This is a genomic window from Streptomyces sp. NBC_01506, from assembly GCF_045040295.1.
GTDB lineage: Bacteria > Actinomycetota > Actinomycetes > Streptomycetales > Streptomycetaceae > Streptomyces.
Genome location: NZ_CP109422.1, coordinates 789,955 through 808,162 on the forward strand (window position 1 = coordinate 789,955; position 18,208 = coordinate 808,162).

Below are 18,208 nucleotides of genomic sequence, written 5' to 3' on the forward strand. Positions count from 1 at the left end.
GTCGGCGCCGATCATCTCGCCCAGCACTTCGAGGGCGGATCCACCGGCCAGCGGACGCATGCCGACCCGGCGCATGCGCTCTGTGCCGGAATCCGTCGCCGCGGCCATTCCCCCGCCGTCCCACGGGCCCCAGGCGACCGCCGTCGCCGGCAGACCCCGCGCGCGGCGCTGCTCGGCGAACGCGTCGAGGTACGCGTTGGCGGCGGCGTAGTTGCCCTGTCCCGCCGTGCCGAGCACCCCGGCGATCGAGCTGAATACGACGAACGCGCTGAGGTCCAGGCCGAGGGTCAGCTCGTGCAGGTGCCGCAGTCCGTCCGCCTTCGGGCGCAGCACCGCGGCGAAGCGGTCCGGCGTCAGGGCATCGACAACTCCGTCATCGATGACCCCTGCCGTGTGGAACACGGCGGTCAGCGGTTCGTCGGCCGGGATGTCGGCCAGGACTGCCGCGAGGGCGTCGCGGTCGGCCACGTCGCACGCGGCGACCGTGACGTGCACGCCGAGCGCGGTGAGGTCGGCCACCAGGGTGCCGGCTCCGGGTGCCGATTCGCCCCGACGCCCGGTCAGGACGAGACGCCGGGCGCCGAGTGAGCCGAGCCACCGTGCCACAAGACCGCCGAGCGCGCCGGTTCCGCCGGTGATCAGAACGGTGCCGGTCGGCGTGTAGGTCTCTCGCGGCCGGGGGGCTGCGGCGTGCACCAGCCGGCGGCCGAACGCGCCACCGGCCCGCACGGCAACCTGGTCCTCCTCGCCACCGCCTGTGAGCACTGCGGCCACGAGGCCGTCCGCGGCCGACGCGGAGTCGCCGGAGTCGCCGGAGTCGCCGGAGTCGCCGGAGTCGAGATCGAGCATGCCGCCCCACAGCTCGGGCAGTTCGAGCGCCGCGACGCGGCCGAATCCCCACAGCGCCGCCTGGTCCGGATCGGGCGCGCCGTCGTCGGCGGTGACGGAGACCGCGCCTCGGGTCAGGCACCACAGCCGGGCCCCGCAGCCACTGTCGGCCAGGCCCTGGACGACCGCGGCGGTCCAGGCGAGCAGTTCCTGTGCCGAGCCGCCGGCGAATGCCGCCAGCGAGACCACACCGACGACATCGGTGCCGTTCTCGCGGATCCGGTCGGCGATGGCCGCTCGGTCCGGGCTGTCCAGTTCCACCCGGACGGTGTCCGCGGGAAGCAGCTCGCTCACCCGGCCGAACCCTTCGGTGGCCGCCGCGGGTACCAGGGCAAGCCAGCGGCCGGGGCGCGCGGCACGCGGAGCGTGGGGATGCCACTCGGCCCGATACCGCCAGTCGGCACTGCTCGACGACGTGGCGAGCGCCTCCGGCCAGAATCGCTGACGCTGGAAGGGATAGGTCGGCAGGTCCACGGCCATGGCGGGGAAGCCGGCGAAGAAGCGCGGCCAGTCGACGCCGCCGCCCCGCACGTGCAGGCGGATCACCGCGTCGATGAGGGTCGGAACCTCGGGACGTCCCGGGCGCGCGAGCGACACCGCCGACGCGTCGGGCTCGCCGTCGAGGATGCTGCCGACGAGTCCGGACAGCGCGCCGTCCGGGCCCAGCTCCACGAACGTTGACACCCCCTCCTGCGCGAGCCAGGCGATGCCGTCGCCGAAGCGCACCGTCTCCCGCACCTGCCTGACCCAGTAGTCGGGCGAGGTGAGGTCGGCCGGCTCTCCGGTGACGGTGGACACGACCGGGATACGCGGCGCCGCGTAGGTCAGCCCTGCGGCCACCTCGGCGAAGTCGGCGAGCATCGGATCCATCCGCGGCGAGTGGAACGCGTGGCTGACGCGCAGTCGCCTGGTGCGCAGCCCTTCCTCGGACAGCCGCGCGGCGATCTCCAGAAGCGGTTCTTCGTCCCCGGCGATGACCACGGCGGACGGCCCGTTCACGGCGGCCACCGAGACGAAGTGCGCGTGGCCGTTGAGTGCCGCGGCGACGTCCGTCTCCGCGGCATCGACGGCGATCATGACGCCGCCGGGCGGCAGCGCCTGCATGAGCCGCGCCCGAGCGCTCACCAGCGAGGCCGCGTCGGCGAGCGAGAGCACCCCGGCCACGTGTGCGGCGGCGATCTCCCCGATCGAATGGCCGATCAGGTAGTCGGGTTCCGCGCCCCACGAGGCGAGCAGCCGGAAGAGCGCCACCTCGATCGCGAACAGGGCAGGCTGCGCGGTTCCGGTCTCGGTGAGCGCTTGCGCGTCCTCACCCCACATGACCGCCCGCAGGCCGGGATCGAGGTGGCCGAGCACTTCGTCCAAGGCGTCGGCGAACACGTCGAACCGTTGGTAGAGCTCGCGGCCCATGCCGAGACGCTGGCTGCCCTGTCCGGCGAACACGAACGCGGTGCGGCCTCGACCGGTTCGGCCGCTCGCCAGCGCCGGGTTCGGCTCACCGTCCCGCAGTGCCGTCAGTCCCGCGAGCAGCCCGTTTCGGTCCTGTGCGGTGAACCCCGCCCGGTGCTCGAACGTCGAACGGGACACCGCGAGCGCCCGCGCGAGTTCGGGCGCGGCGAGATCCGGCCGCTCGTCCAGCAGCGTCAGCAGTTCGCCGGCCCGCGCCCGCAGCGCCCGCGGAGAGCGCGCGGACAGCAGGACCGGCAGCGTGTCCGTATCGACCGGCCGCGCGGCCCGTTCAGGCTCCGGCGCGGACGTGGCCTGCTCCATGATCAGGTGCGCGTTCGTGCCGCTGAGCCCGAACGAGGAGATCGCCGCGCGACGCGGTCGACCGGTCTCGGGCCACGCGGTGGTCTCGGTGACCAGGCTGATCGCGCCGCTGCTCCAGCCGACGTGGGTGGAGGGTCGCTCGACGTGCAGGGTGCGCGGCACCGTGCCGTGCCGCAGCGCCTGCACCATTTTGATGACCGAGGCGACGCCCGATGCCATCTGCGTGTGGCCGATGTTGGACTTGACCGATCCCAGCAGCAGCGGTCGCTCGCGGCCTTGGCCGTACGTGGTGAGCAGCGCCTGCGCTTCGATGGGGTCACCGAGCGCGGTTCCGGTGCCGTGCCCCTCGACGACATCGACGTCGGACGGGGTCAGGCCGGCGGCGGCCAGCGCCGCGGTGATCACGCGCTCCTGGGACGGCCCGTTCGGTGCTGTCAGCCCGTTGGACGCGCCGTCGGAGTTGATCGCGGATCCGCGCAGCACGGCGAGGACAGGATGCCCGTTGCGCTGTGCGTCGGAGAGGCGTTCGAGCAGGACCATGCCGACGCCTTCGGCCAGGGTCATCCCGTCAGCCGTGTCGGCATACGCCTTGCAGCGGCCGTCGGGGGCCAGGGCGCGCTGTCGGCTGAACCCGACGAACGCGCCCGGAGTCGCCATGACACTGACGCCGCCCGCCAGCGCGAGGCTGCTCTCGCCGGATGCCAGCGACTGCGCCGCGAGATGCATCGCCACCAACGAGGACGAGCACGCGGTGTCCAGCGTGACCGCGGGGCCTTCGAGTCCGAACAGATAGGCGATGCGGCCGGACAGGATGCTCGGCAGCGAACCGGTCACCTGGTGGCCTTCGGCGTTGTCGGCGCCGGCCGCCGCGCCGACCGCGTAGTCCTGATAACTCGCGCCGATGAACGTGCCGGTGCGACTGCCGCGCAAGGTGTGCGGGTCGAAGCCGGCGCGTTCGAGGGCCTCCCAGGCGGTTTCCAGCAACAACCGCTGCTGCGGGTCCATGGCCAGCGCCTCGCGCGGCGAGATCCCGAAGAACGCGGCGTCGAAGTCGGCGACGCCGTGCAGGAATCCGCCCTGGGTGGAGTACGTCCGTCCGGCCCGGTCGGGGTCGGGGTCGTAGAGCCCGTCGACTCTCCAGCCACGGTCCGCGGGGAAGCCGGAGATCGCGTCGACGCCGTCCATCGTCAGCCGCCACAGCGCTTCCGGGGTGTTCGCTTCGCCCGGGTAGCGGCAGGCCATGCCGATGATCGCCACCGGATCGTCGGCGACGGGGGCCACACCCGCACCCGACGCGCCGTCGGCCGTCGAGGCCGTCCCTGCCGCTCCGCCGAGCCGCTGGTCGAGGAACCGGACCAGCGCGAGCGGATTCGGGTGATCGAAGATCATGGTCGCCGGCAGGGTCAGGCCCGTCAGCCGGGCGATCCGGTTGCGCAGGTCGACCGCGGTGACCGAGTCGAAGCCGACGTCCCGGAAGGCGCGGCGCTCCGGCAGCGCGTCGCCCGAGTCGTGCCCGAGCACGGCCACCGCCTCCGCGCGGACCAGGTCGAGCAGCCGCCGGGAGCGCTCGGTGCCGCTCAGGGCGCGCAGCCGCCCGCCGAGGCCGCCGCCGTCCTCGGCGGGCGTCGCGGTCGGTGCGGCGGCCAGTCGGCGTACCGCCGGGAGCCGGTCGAACAGTGTGGTCGGCCGGGACGCGCTGTAGACCGGGTGGTAGCGCTGCCAGTTGACGTCGGCGACGGCGAGCGCGATCTCGTCCGCGTCCAGGACGCCGCCGAGCGCGGCCAGGGCGCGCCGCGGCGTCATGAATCCCAGGCCGCTGCGCTGGAGATGGTCCGGGTCGACGCGGCCGGCGCGCAGGTCGTCCGACCAGATCCCCCAGCACACCGCGGTGGCGGGGCGGCCGGCGGCGCGGCGCTGCTCGGCGAGGGCGTGCAGGTACGCGTTGCCCGCGACGTACGCGGCGTGCCGGCCGCTGCCCCACAGCCCGGCGACCGAGGAGAACAGCACGAAGCGGTCGAGCCCCGGCCCGTCGAAGACCTCTTCGAGGACCCCGGCGCCGGTGACCTTGGCGTGCAGGACGCGGGAGAACGCGGCGGGATCGGTCTCGGAGATCGCGGCCAGTTCGATGGTCGCCGCGGTGTGGATGACGGTGCGCACGGGCCGGCCGGCCTCGGCCAGTGTGTCGCGCAGCGCGGCGAGCGCCTCAGGCCGCGTGACATCGCAGGCCACTGTCTCGGCCTCGGCGCCGAGCGCGGCGAGTTCGGCGATCAGTTCGGCGGCGCCAGGGGCGTCCGGGCCGCGGCGGCTGATCAGCGTGAGACGCGTGGCGCCGCGCTCGGCGAGCCACCGGGCCACGTGCGGAGCCAGTGTGCCGGTGCCGCCGGTGATCAGGACGTTGCCCTCGGGCAGCCATGGGTCGCTACCGGCGGCCGAAGGCGCGGGTACGGACTCGATGCGGCGTGCCAGCAGGCCGCCGGAGCGCACCGCGAGCTGGTCCTCGCCGGTGCCGCCGGCCAGCGCGGTCGCCAGCCGGCGCACCGCGTGCCGGTCGAGTACACCGGGCAGGTCGACGACGCCGCCGATGCGCTCCGGGTGTTCCAGCGCCGCCGTCGCCATGAAGCCGCCGACCATGGCCTGTGCCGGGTCGGTGACCGGGTCGAGTTGTCCGGTGGACACCGCGCCGGTGGTGAGGCTCCACAGCGGAGCGCGAACCTCGAGATCGCCGAGCGACTGAACGAGCGTCAGGGTCAGGGCGAGGCCGGCGGGCAGACCCGGGTGCGGATCGGCGCTGTTCGCGGCGGCGAGGGTGGAGACGATTCCGGCGGCGTCGCCGATCGCGGCGGCGGCCAGCCGGTCCGCGAGGGCGGCCCGGTCGACGCACGACGCGTCGAGCGAGAGTCGGCGCACGTCCGCGCCGTGTGCCGCGAGCCCGTCGGCGACCGCCTCGGCGGCGTCCGTGCGCTCCGCGTCGGCGGAGATCACCAGCCAGGTGCCCGACAGCGCGGAGGACGTGCCCGACGCACCGGCCGGAACGGGAACCCAGGTCGAGCGGTACCGCCAGGCTTCGAGCGTGGCCTGCTCGGTACGGCGCTGCCGCCAGGTCGCGAGCGCCGGGAGCACCGCGTCGAGCGCGCCGGGGTCGACATCGAGATCTTCGGCCAGGCATGCCGGGTCCGCGGCGTCGAGGGCCGCCCAGGCGCCGTCGGGCTCGGCCGCGTCGGCGGCGGTCGGCGGCGGCTTCGGCGTCTGCCAGTAGTCCCGGCGCTCGAACGCGTAGGTGGGCAGCTCGATGCGGCGCGCCCCGGTGCCGGTGAAGCAGCCGGACCAGTCGACGCCCACGCCGCGGACGAACGCCTCGGCGAAGGACTGGAACACGCGTCGCAGCGAGCCGTCGTTGCGGCGCAGCGTGCCCGCGGCGACGATCGGCTCGCCCACGTCCTCGGCCGTCTGCTGCACCGCGAGGCTCAGCACCGGATGCGGACCGACCTCGATGAAGGCCCGATGCTCCGCGCCGAGCAGGGCGCGTACGGCGCTCTCGAACCGCACCGTCTGTCGCAGATTGCGGTACCAGTAGTCGGCGTTCAGGGCGGTCGTGTCCAGCCAGTCTCCGGTGGTGGTGGAGAAGAACGGGACGGCGGCGGCCCGCGGCTCGATCCCGGCCAGGTCCTCGGCGAGCTGATCGCGTAGCAGTTCGACGTGTGCCGAGTGCGAGGCGTAGTCCACGTCGATGCGCCGCACCCGGACCTCGTCGGCGTGGAGCCGTTCGATGAGCTCGTCCAGCGCGCCGGGGTCGCCGGAGACGACCGTCGAGCGCGGCGAGTTGACGGCAGCGATCGAGATCCTGTCGCCGATCAGCTCCGCCACCTGCTCGGCGGGCAGCCACACGGACGCCATCGCGCCCCGGCCGGCCAGCCGCGCCCCGATCGCCTTCGAGCGCAGCGCCACCACCCGCGCGCCGTCGGCCATCGACAGCGCCCCGCAGACCACGGCGGCGGCGATCTCGCCCTGGGAGTGCCCGAGCACCGCGTCCGGGCGCACGCCGACGGACTCCCACAGCGCGGCGAGCGAGACCATCACGGCCCACGACACCGGCTGGACCACGTCCACCCGGTCGAGCGGCGGCGCGCCGTCCGCCTCCCGGACCACGTCGAGCAGCGACCAGTCGACCCACGGGGACAGGGCGGCGGCACACTCCGCCATGCGCGCGGCGAACACCGGCGAATCCTCGAGCAGCCGGGCACCCATGCCGATCCACTGCGCGCCCTGCCCGGGGAACACGAAGACCGTTCGTCCGGTGACGTCGGCGGTGCCTTCCACCACGACGGCTTCGGTCCCGCCGCCGTCCGCCGCCACCGCGGACAGCGCACTCGCCTGCTCCTCGCCGTCCCGGACGAGCACGACGGCCCGGTGCTCCAGCAGCGACCGGCACGTCAGCAGCGAGTGGCCGAGGTCGATCGGTTCGGCGGACACGAGGGAGGCGAGCCGGTCGGCGTAGGCGCGCAACGCGGTGGGCGTGCGGGCGGACAGTACCAGCGGGACGGCCACGGGGGCGGGCGCAGGCTCGACCGGAGCCGGAACCGGCGACGGTGGTGGCGCATCCTCCAGCAGCAGATGCGCGTTGGTGCCGCTGATACCGAACGAGGACACCGCGCAGACGCGCGGCCGGTCCCCGTCCGGCCAGTCGACCGGGCCTGTGAGCAGACGGATGGAGCCGGTTCCCCAGTCGACCCGGCTCGACGGCTGCTCGACGTGGAGCGTGGGCGGGAGCGCGCCGTGCCGCATGGCCTGCACCATCTTGATGACCGAGGCGACGCCCGCGGCCGACTGGGTGTGGCCGAGGTTGGACTTGACCGAGCCGAGCCACAGCGGCCGCGCCGGATCGCGATCGGCCCCGTACACCGCGTGCAGGGCGCCGACCTCGATCGGATCGCCGAGCGCTGTGCCGGTGCCGTGCGCCTCCACGGCGTCCACCTCGGCAGGCCGCAGCCCCGCGTTCGCCAGCGCTTGGCGGATCACGCGCTGCTGTGACGGGCCGTTCGGCGCGGAGAGGCCGTTGGACGCGCCGTCGGAGTTGATGGCCGAGCCGCGCAGGACCGCGAGCACCGGATGGCCGTGACGCCGCGCGTCGGACAGCCGCTCGAGTACGAGCAGCCCGGCGCCCTCGGCCAGCGCCATCCCGTCCGCCTGCTCGGAGAACGCCTTGGACCGGCCGTCGCGGGCGAGTGCCCGCAGCCGGCTGAAGGCGACGAACGCCCCCGGTCCCGCCATCACGGTGACCCCGCCGGCCAAGGCGAGCGAGGTCTCGCCCGTGCGCAGTGACTGCGCGGCGAGATGCAGGGCGACCAGCGACGACGAGCAGGCCGTGTCGACGGTGACCGCCGGGCCTTCGAGCCCGAAGACGTAGGCGAGCCGGCCGGAGAGCACGCTCGGGATGGTGCCGGTGACGGCGTGTCCCTCGCCGTCCTCGCCGCCTCCGGCGTAGTCCCCGGTACTGCCGCCGATGAAGGTGCCGGTGGATGTTCCGCGCAGTGCGGCCGGATCGATGCCGGCCCGTTCGAACGCCTCCCAGGCGACCTCGAGCAGCAGCCGCTGCTGCGGGTCCATCGCCAGCGCCTCGCGCGGCGAGATACCGAAGAAGGCCGCGTCGAACTGCGCGGCGTCGGTCAGGAAGCCGCCGTGGGCGCAGTAGGTGGCGCCCGGCCGGTCCGGGTCGGCGTCGATCAGGACATGCCCGTCCCACTCCCGTTCCGGCGGGAATGGGGTGATGGCGTCGACGCCGTCGGCCACCAGCCGCCACAGTTGCTCGGGATCGCCCGCGCCGCCCGGGAACCGGCAGCTCATGGAGACGATCGCGATCGGGTCGTCCGAGGCGGCGACCGTGGCGACGGCGGCGACAGCGTCAGGACCGGTGCCGAGCAGCTCGCCGCGCAGGTACTCGGCGAGCTCGGTGACGGTGGGGTGGTCGAAGACCATGGTGGTCGGCAGCTTGCGGCCGACCACCTTGCCGATCCGGGCGCGCAGCTCGACCGCGGTGAGGGAATCGAAGCCGAGGTCGCGGAAGGCGCGGTGTACGGGAACCGCGTCCGGGCTCGTATGTCCGAGTACCGCGGCGGCTTCGGCGCGCACCAATCCGGCCAGGAGCCCGCGCTGGGCCGCCTCGTCCAGCGCGGCGAGCCTGGCGGCGTAGCCGGTGCCGGTGCTTTCCGGTTCCGACCCGGCGGGCCGCTGCTCGACCAGCTCGCGCAGCAGCGGGCTCGGCCGTGCCGCGGTGAATACGGGCACGTACCGGGACCAGTCCGCTTCGACGACCGTGACGGTCGGCTCGCCGCTCATGAGGGCCGCGCCCAGTTCCTCGAGCGCGTCGGCGGGCGGCAGCGGCCGCAGCCCGCGCAGCGCGAGCTGCCGGGTCTCCTCCTCGTCGGAAGCCATGCCGGCGCCGGCCCACGGTCCCCAGGCGATCGAGGTCGCCGCGAGCCCGCGCCCGTGGCGGTGTTCCGCCAGCGCGTCCAGGTAGGCGTTGGCCGCGCCGTAGCCCGCTTGTGCCCCGCTGCCGACGACTCCCGCGATCGAGCCGAAGAGCACGAACAGTTCCAGTTCGCGGTCGCCGAGCAGTTCGTGCAGGGCGGCTGCGCCTTCGGCCTTTGCCGCCATGTCGGCGGCGAGATCGGCGGAGCTGGTCTCGGCGAGCGGTCGCATGGTGCTGACACCGGCCGCGTGTACGACTCCGGCGAGCGGTCCGATCCGGTCCAGCAGCGCGGCCAGCGCTTCGCGGTCCGCGGCGTCGCAGGACACGATGTCGACCTCGGCGCCGCGGGCGGCGAGGTCGGCGCGCAGTTCCTCCGCGCCGGGGGCGTCAGGACCGCGCCGGCTGGTCAGGATCAGCCGGGGCGCTCCGTGGTCGGCGAGCCAGCGGGCCGTCTCGGCGCCGAGCGCTCCGGTACCGCCGGTTATCAGGACCGTGCCGTGCACGGCCGGTTCGCCGGCCGGTGTCACGGCACGGTGGCGCACGAGGCGCCGGCCGAAGACCCCGTTCGGGCGCAGCGCGATCTGGTCTTCGTCGCCGGCGTGGGCGAGGACGGCGGCAAGGGGGCCGGCCACGGCGTCGACCGGTCCCTCGGGCAGGTCGAGCAGGCCGGCCCAACGCCTCGGGTATTCGAGCGCGGCGACACGGCCGAACCCCCAGACGGCGGCCTGCGCCGGATCGGTCAGCGGATCGCCGTCGCCGGTGGACACCGCGCCGCGGGTGACCGTCCACAGCGCGGCGTCGTCGGGCAGTGCGCGCAGCACGTCCAGTACACCGGACGGACCGGCGGCACCGGACGCGAGCACGCCGTCGAGTTCGCCGAGCTCGGCCGGACCGGCTTGCGCGGCCTCGGCGGCCGAGTCGGCGTGGCGGACTTCGGCCCCGTGCGCTCGCAGCGCGTGGGCCAGGTCGGCATCGCCGATGACGAGCCATTTCCCGGTGAGTTCGGCGGTTGACGGAACCGGCAGGGGCGCCCAGGTGACGCGGTACCGGCGCCCGTCGCCGTGCCGCGCGGATACCGCGGCGCGCACGGGCCAGTAGGTCTCGTGCTGGAACGCGTAGGTGGGGAGCTCGACGACCCGGGCGCGGGTGCCGGCGTAGTACGAGCGCCAGTCGATCTCCACGCCGTTCACGTGCAGTTCGCTCAGCGCGGCGATCGCGGCCGAAGCGTCGTCGGACCCGGCGCGCAGCACCGGGATCAGCGCCACGTCACCGGTGTCGCCGTCATCGAGGTCGGCGATGGTCTCGGCGGCCATCGCACTGAGCACACCGTCCGGACCCAGCTCTACGAAGGTCCTGGTGCCCAATCGGCACAGGGTGCTGACGGCGTCGGCGAACCGTACCGGGCGGCGCACGTGCTCCACCCAGTAATCCGGGGTGCACAGCTCGTCGTCGGCGAGGGCGCCGGTCGCCGTGGACACGAAGCGCAGCGTCGGCGGCCGGTAGGTCAGGCCCCGCGCCACCTCGCGGAACTCCTCCAGCATCGGGTTCATCAGGTCGGAGTGGAACGCGTGGCTGGTCCGCAGGCGGCGGCTCTTGGGGAAGCGGGCGGCGAACGCGGTGACCGCGGCCTCGTCGCCGGACACCACGACGGACCTCGGCCCGTTCACCGCCGCGAGAGCGACCCCGTCGCCGAGCAGTGCGACGGCCTCCGCCTCGCTCGCGCGGACGGCGGCCATCGCCCCGCCGGCCGGGAGGGCTTGCATCAGCCGGCCACGCGCGGTCACCAACGTCGCGGCGTCCGCCAGTGAGAGCACGCCGGCCACATGCGCGGCCGCGATCTCGCCCACCGAGTGTCCGGCGACGGCACCCGGCCGCACGCCCCACGTGGACTGGAGCCGGAACAGCGCGACCTGGAGGGCGAAGAGCGCCGGCTGGGCCCACTCGGTGCGGTCGAGAGCGTCCGGATCCTCGCCCCACATCACTTCCCGCAGCTCCGGGTCGAGGTGGCCGAGCACCTCGTCCATGGCCTCGGCGAACACCGGAAACCGGGTGGCGAGCCCGCGTCCCGCGCCGATCCGCTGGCTGCCCTGGCCGCTGAACAGGAGCGCTCGGGGGCCGACAGCGGCCTCCGCCGTGAACAGCGCGGGATCGGGACGGCCGTCGGCGAGCGCGGCCAGGGCCCGTCGCAGCGTCTGGGTATCGCCGGCCACCACGGCGGCGCGCCGCGCGAAGGCGGTACGGCTGACGGCGGACGAATACGCGAGGTCGACGAGCGGTTCGTCGGCCGACACGGACAGCAGCCGCGCGGCCTGGGCCCGCAGCGCCGCCTCCGTGCGCCCGGCGACGAGCACCGGCCAGGAATCCGTGAGCACCCGCTCCGAGCCGGCCGGCGAACCCTCGGGCTCCGGGTCCGGCTGCTCGAGGATCAGGTGCGCGTTGGTGCCGCTGAATCCGAACGACGACACGGCCGCTCGTCGCGCCCGCCCGGTCCGCGGCCACTCGGTCGGCTCGGTGACGAGGCGGACGGCGCCGTCCTGCCACTCCACCTTCGACGATGCCGTTTGCGCGTGCAGCGTGCGCGGCACGACGCCGCGGCGCATCGCCTCGACCATCTTGACCACGCCGGCGACGCCCGCCGCGGCCTGTGTGTGACCGAAGTTGGACTTCACCGAGCCGAGCAGCAGCGGCGCGTCCCGGTCCTGACCGTAGGTGGCCAGCAGCGCCTGAGCCTCGATCGGGTCGCCCAGCGTGGTGCCGGTGCCGTGCCCCTCGACCACGTCGACGTCCGAGGTGCCGAGCCCGGCCGTGCCCAGCGCCTGCCGGATCACGCGCTGCTGCGCGTTGCCGTTGGGGGCGGTCAGGCCGTTCGACGCGCCGTCCGCGTTGACCGCCGAGCCGCGCACCACGGCCAGGATCCGGTGGCCGTTGCGCAGCGCGTCGGAGCGGCGCTCCAGCACGACCATCCCCGCGCCCTCGGCCCAGGCCACCCCGTCGGCGCCGTCCCCGTAGGACTTGCAGCGTCCGTCCGGGGACAGGCCACGCTGGCGGGAGAACTCCACGAAAGCCCCCGGGGTGGACATCACGGTGACGCCGCCGGCCAGCGCGAGCGAGCACTCCCCGGCGCGCAGGGCCTGCGACGCCCAGTGCATCGCGACCAGCGAGGAGGAGCACGCGGTGTCCACGCTGACCGCGGGACCCTCGAGGCCCAGGACGTAGGAGATCCGGCCGGAGGCGATGCTCGCCGAGCTTCCGGTGCCCGCGAAGCCCTCGAAGTCGGGTCCTTCGAGCACGGTGCCGTAGTCGCCGTACATGATGCCGGTGAACACCCCGGTCCGGCTGCCGCGCAGGCCCGCCGGGTCGATGCCCGCCCGCTCCAGCGCCTCCCAACTGGTCTCCAGCAACAGCCGCTGCTGGGCGTCGGTGGCCACCGCCTCCCGCGGGCTCATCCCGAAGAACTCCGGGTCGAAGCGGGCGGCGTCGTGCAGGAAGCCGCCCGAGCGCGTGTAGGAGGTGCCGGAATGGGCCGGGTCGGGATGGTAGAGCGCGTCGAGGTCCCAGCCGCGGTCGGCCGGGAAGCCGGTGATCGCGTCCAGGCCCTCGTCGACGAGCCGCCACAGGTCCTCCGGCGATCGCACGCCGCCCGGGTAGCGGCAGCCCATGCCGACGATGACGATCGGGTCCGCTTCGCCCGCGCCGGCCCGGCGGGCCGGCGGCGCGTCGGTCGCCGTCGCCGTCGCCGCGCCGATGGTCTCGGCCGTCATGTGCGCGGCGAGCGCGGTCACGGTCGGGTGGTCGAACACGAGGGTGGCGGCGAGCCGCAGGCCGGTCGCGACGGACAGCCGGTTACGCAGTTCGACGGCGGTCAGCGAGTCGAAGCCGAGATCGGCCAGCGCGCGGTTCGGGTCGATCCCGCGGCCGTCGTGGTGGCCGAGCACGGCGGCGATCTGCTCCCGCACCAGGTCGAGCGCCGCGTCGTGCCGCGCGGCCGGGACGAGTCGGCGCAGCCGCTCGGCGAACGCGCCCGCGGCGGCCGGTCCGGCGGCGGACCGGCGCGGCGCCCTGATCAGCCCGCGCAGCACCGGGGGCACGGTGGGGAGCGAGCGCAGCGCGGCCAGATCGAAGCGGACGGCGGCGAGCACCGGGAACTCGGCACCGATGGCGGCGTCGAACAGTTCGAGCCCCCGCTCCGGCGCGAGCGGCGGCGTTCCGCGCAGCGTCAGCCGCGACATGTCGTGGGCGCCGACGGTCCCGGTCATGCCGACGGTCGCCGCCCACGGTCCCCAGGCGACGGAGACGGCGGGCAGCCCCGCGGTTCGCCGGGCAGCGGCCAGCGCGTCGAGGAAGGCGTTGCCCGCGGCGTAGTTGCCCTGGCCCGCGGTGCCGATCAGTCCGGCCGCCGAGGAGAAGAGCACGAAGGCGTCGAGGTCGAGGTGCGCGGTGAGCTCGTGCAGGTTCCAGGCGGCGTCGGCCTTCGGGCGCAGCACCTTCGCCAGCCGGGCCGGGGTGAGCGCGGTGACCACGCCGTCGTCGAGCACGCCGGCCGCGTGCACCACGGCGGTGACCGGGTGCGCGGCCGGAACCGAGGCCAGTGCCTCGGCCAGCGCGGCGCGGTCGGCGGCGTCGCAGGCCACCGCGTCGACGCTCGCGCCGAGGTCGGTCAGCTCGGCGACCAGCGCGGCGGCCTCGGGCGCCGCGGCGCCGCGCCGGCTGAGGAGCAGCAGGTGGCGCACGCCGCGGGTGAGGACGAGGTGGCGGGCGACGAGTGCGCCGAGGCCGCCGGTGCCGCCGGTGACCACCACGGTGCCGTCGCTGTTCCACGCGGCGGCGGTCCCCTGCCGTGGCATCCGGGTCAGCCGGCCGGCGAGCGGGACACCGGCCCGGACGGCGATCTGCGCCTCGCCGGTGCCGAGCGCCGCTCGGACGGCCTGCTCCGTGCCGACCGCTGCCGGGTCGAGGTCGAGCAGCACGAAGCGGCCGGGGTGCTCGGCCTGTGCGCTGCGGACGAGTCCGCATACCGCGGCGGCCGCCGCGTCGGTGCCCTCGGTCGCACCTCGGGTGACGAACACGAGCCGGCTGCCGACGAACCGGTCATCGGCCAGCCAGCGCCGGATGTGGTCCAACGCGGCCGAGGTCAGAGTCAGCGCGGCGGCGGCCGGGTCGCACGTGCCGTCGTCGTGTACCGAGATCAGCACGTGGTCGGGCGCCGGCCCGTTGTCGGGCGCGTCCAGGTCCGGCCGGAGGTCGGCGGAGAGCAGGTCGGCCAGCCCGAACGGATCGGGCCCGGCCACGGCCACCGCGCCGGAGGCGGCGAGCGTGTCCGGTACGGCGGTCCAGTCCGAACGGTAGAGGTCGTGCTCGGCGGAGGGGGTCCGGGTGCGGTCCTGTGGCGCGCGCAGCAGGAGCGAGGCGACCCTCGCCACCGGCGCGCCCGTCGGGTCGGCCAGGTCGAGGGTGATCCGGTCGCCCCGCAGCAGGAAGCGGACCCGCAGCGCCCGCGCTCCGGTGGCGTACAGGCGCACGCCGGTCCAGGCGAACGGCAGCGCTTGGGAGGCCCGCTCGTCCGGCTCGGCGAGATGGGCGACGTGCAGCGCGGCGTCGAGCAGTGCCGGGTGCAGACCGAACGCAGAGGAGTCGCCGGCCGCGGCCGGCAGCTCGACCTCGGCGAACAGCTCCTCGCCCGCGCGCCAGGCCGCGCGCAGTCCCCTGAACGCCGGACCGTAGGCGAAACCGGTGGCGGCGACGCCGTCGTAGAAGCCTGACAGGTCGATCGGTTCCGCGTCGGCGATCGGCCACGGGTCCCCGAGCGGCGACGGATGCTCATGTGCTTCGGCCAGCGTGCCGACGGCGCATTTCGTCCACGCGTCGTCGTCCGCGCCCTCCGGCCGCGCGTGGATCTCCAGCGGTCGGGACTTGGCCGCCTCGGGGGCACCGACCCACACCTGGATCTGCGCCGCGCCGTTCGCGGGGAGGGTGAGCGGCGCGGTGATCGTCAGCTCGGCCACCTCGTCGCAGCCGACCTCGTCACCTGCGCGCAGCGCCAGTTCCACCAGAGCCGAGCCGGGCAGCAGCACCGTGCCGTCGACGGCGTGATCGGCGAGCCAGGGCTGCGCCTGCGCCGAAAGCCGCCCGGTGAGCAGCACGCCGTCGGAGCCGGCCAGCGAGACCGCCGCGGCGAGCAGCGGATGGTTGGCGGCGCCGAGCCCGGCCGCACGCGGATCTCCGGTGGCGCCCGCTCCGGCGCGCGGCCAGTAGCGGCGGCGGTCGAAGGGATAGGTCGGCAGCTCCACCGCCGAAGCGCCGGTGCCCGCGAACCAGTCGGCCCAGCGGACCGGCACGCCGCGCGCGTCGAGCTGCGCGACGGTGGTGGTGATGCTCTCGGCCTCGTCGGTTCCCGGCCGCAGCGCCGGCAGGGCGGTGATATCCGTGCCGACACCGGCGGCGAGCGCACTCAGCGCGGTGTCCGGGCCAAGTTCCAGGAGCGTGGTCACGCCGTGCTCGCGCAGCCAGTCGACCGCGTCGCCGAAACGGACAGTGGCGCGGACCTGCTCCACCCAGTAGTCGGGGGTGGTCCACCCGTCGGTGATCGGCGACCCGGTGACGGTGGACACGATGGGGCGCGACGGTTCCCGCGGCGCCAGTCCTTCGACCACGGCCCGGAACTCGTCGAGCATCGGGGCCATGCGCGGGGAGTGGAACGCGTGCGACACGTGCAGCCGCCTCATTCGCCTGCCCCGCGCGGCGAGTTGCTCGCCGATCGCGTCGACCGCGTCCTCGTCCCCGGATATGACCACGGACGCCGGCCCGTTGACCGCCGCGAGCGCCGCGCGGTCGCCGTACTCGGCCAGCAGCGGCCGGACCTCGTCCTCGCCGGCGGCGACCGAGACCATCGCGCCACCGGTCGGCAGCGCCTGCATGAGCCGGCCGCGTGCGGTCACCAGCGCGGCCGCGTCGGCGAGCGAGAGCACGCCGGCGACATGCGCGGCGGTGATCTCGCCGACCGAGTGGCCGACGACGAAGTCCGGGACGACGCCCCAGGATTCGATGAGCCGGTAGAGCGCTGTCTCAATCGCGAACAGGGCGGGCTGCGCCCATTCGGTCGCGTTCAGCGCCTCGGCGTCCTCGCCCAGCATCACGTCCCGCAGCGCCGGGTCGAGATGGGCCAGCACCTCGTCGAACGCCGTGGCGAACGCCGGAAAACGCTCGTACAGTCCGCAGCCGGCGCGCAGCCGCTGCGAGCCCTGCCCGGCGAACAGCACGGCGCAGCGGGTCCGGCCGCGCACCACGGCGTCGGCGGGCCGGCCATCGGCGAGAGCCGCGAGACCGGCCCGCGCCGCCGCGCGGTCGGCGGCGACGACCACGCCACGATGCGCGAACCGCGACCGGGTGGTGAGCAGCGAGTACCCGAGGTCGACGGGTTCGGCGTCCACGGCGAGCAGTTCGGCGGCGAGGGCGCGCAGCGAATCCGCCGACCGGGCCGATACGAGGATCGGCGCCGGCCCCTCGTACGGCACACCTGTCGGCTCGCCGAGCTCACCGGGCGCTGCCGGCTCCACCCGGTCGGCCCGCCCGGTCGGCGCCTCCTCGATGACGGCGTGCGCGTTCGTGCCGCTCAGGCCGAACGAGGAGACTGCGGCGCGGCGCGGCTCCTCGGCCGCCGGCCACGCGACGGGCTCGGTCAGCAGGCGCACGGTTCCCGCGGACCAGTCGACCTTCGACGACGGCCGGTTCACGTGCAGCGTGCGCGGCAGCGCGCCGTGCCGCAACGCCATCACCATCTTGATGACGCCGGCGACGCCGGCCGCGGCCTGGGTGTGGCCGAGGTTCGACTTGATCGAGCCGAGGTGCAGCGGCCGGTCCGCGGAGCGGTTGCGGCCGTACGTGGCGATCAGAGCTCCGGCCTCGACCGGGTCGCCGAGCGAGGTGCCGGTGCCGTGCGCCTCGACCGCGTCGATCTGGTCCGCCGACAGGCGCGCGTCGAGCAGCGCCTGCTCGATGACCCGTTCCTGGGACGGGCCGTTGGGGGCGGTCAGGCCGTTGGAGGCGCCGTCGGAGTTGACCGCTGTGCCGCGCACCAGCGCCAGCACACGGTGTCCGTTGCGCCGCGCGTCCGAAAGCCGCTCCAGCAGCAGCATGCCGGCGCCCTCGGCCCAGCCGGTGCCGTCCGCCGAGTCGTCGAAGGAGCGGCAGAAGCCGTCGGCCGCGAGACCGCCCTGCTTGCTGAACTCGACCAGCATCATCGGGCTCGGCATCACGGTCACGCCGCCGGCGAGCGCCAGCGAGCACTCCCCGGCCCGCAGCGCTTGCAGCGCCAGGTGCATCGCGACCAGCGAGGAGGAGCAGGCGGTGTCGACGGTGAGCACCGGGCCGACCAGCCCGAGTACGTACGCGATCCGGCCGGACACGATGCTGGAGGCGTTGCCGGTCAGCGCGAAGCCCTCGACGTTGTCGTCCGGCCCCGGCCGGTAGTCCTGCGGGATCGCGCCGACGAACACGCCGGTCCTGCTGCCCTTGAGCGTCGTCGGGTCGAGACCGGACCGCTCGACCGCCTCCCAGGCCGTCTCCAGTACGATCCGCTGCTGCGGATCCATCGCCAGCGCCTCGCGCGGGGAGATCCCGAAGAAGTCGGCGTCGAACATCGGCGCGTCGTCCAGGAATCCGCCGGCGTGCGTCGCCGAGCCGCCGAGCGCGTCCAGGTACCAGCCGCGATCGGTGGGCAGTCCGGACACCCCGTCGCGGCCCTCGGCCACCAGGCGCCACAGGTCCTCCGGCGAGGCGATGCCGCCCGGGTAGCGGCAGCCCATCCCGACGATCGCGATGGGCTCCCGCGCCGCCGCCTCGACCTCCTGGAGGCGCCGCCGGGTCCGCTGCAGATCGGCGCCGGCGCGCTTGAGGTATTCGCGCAGCCGCTGCTCCGTGTCCATGGGACGTCCCTTCCGTTCCGTGTCCGTGGTGCGCGACACCGTGCCGCCGAGTGTGCCGAGCGACCGAGCGGGAAATCCCCAGAAAGCGCGGGGAGTCGGCGGGCCCGGCACGGTGATCGCCGTGACGAGGAGCCCGCGCGGTGGACGCGCCGTCCGGCTCGGC

1 protein-coding gene (cut by a window edge) is annotated in these 18,208 nt (G+C 74.7%); it reads right to left on the minus strand.

Going from position 1 to position 18,208, the window contains the following annotated elements:
• A protein-coding gene (locus tag OG329_RS03130) for a type I polyketide synthase (RefSeq protein WP_405792578.1) crosses the window boundary here: on the minus strand, window positions 1-18,045 show its 5' portion. 4,896 nt of this gene lie to the left of the window's left edge; only the first 18,045 of its 22,941 coding nucleotides appear in the window; the start codon lies at window positions 18,043-18,045; its stop codon lies off the left edge, out of view.
• Between the last annotated feature and the right edge of the window lie 163 nt (window positions 18,046-18,208).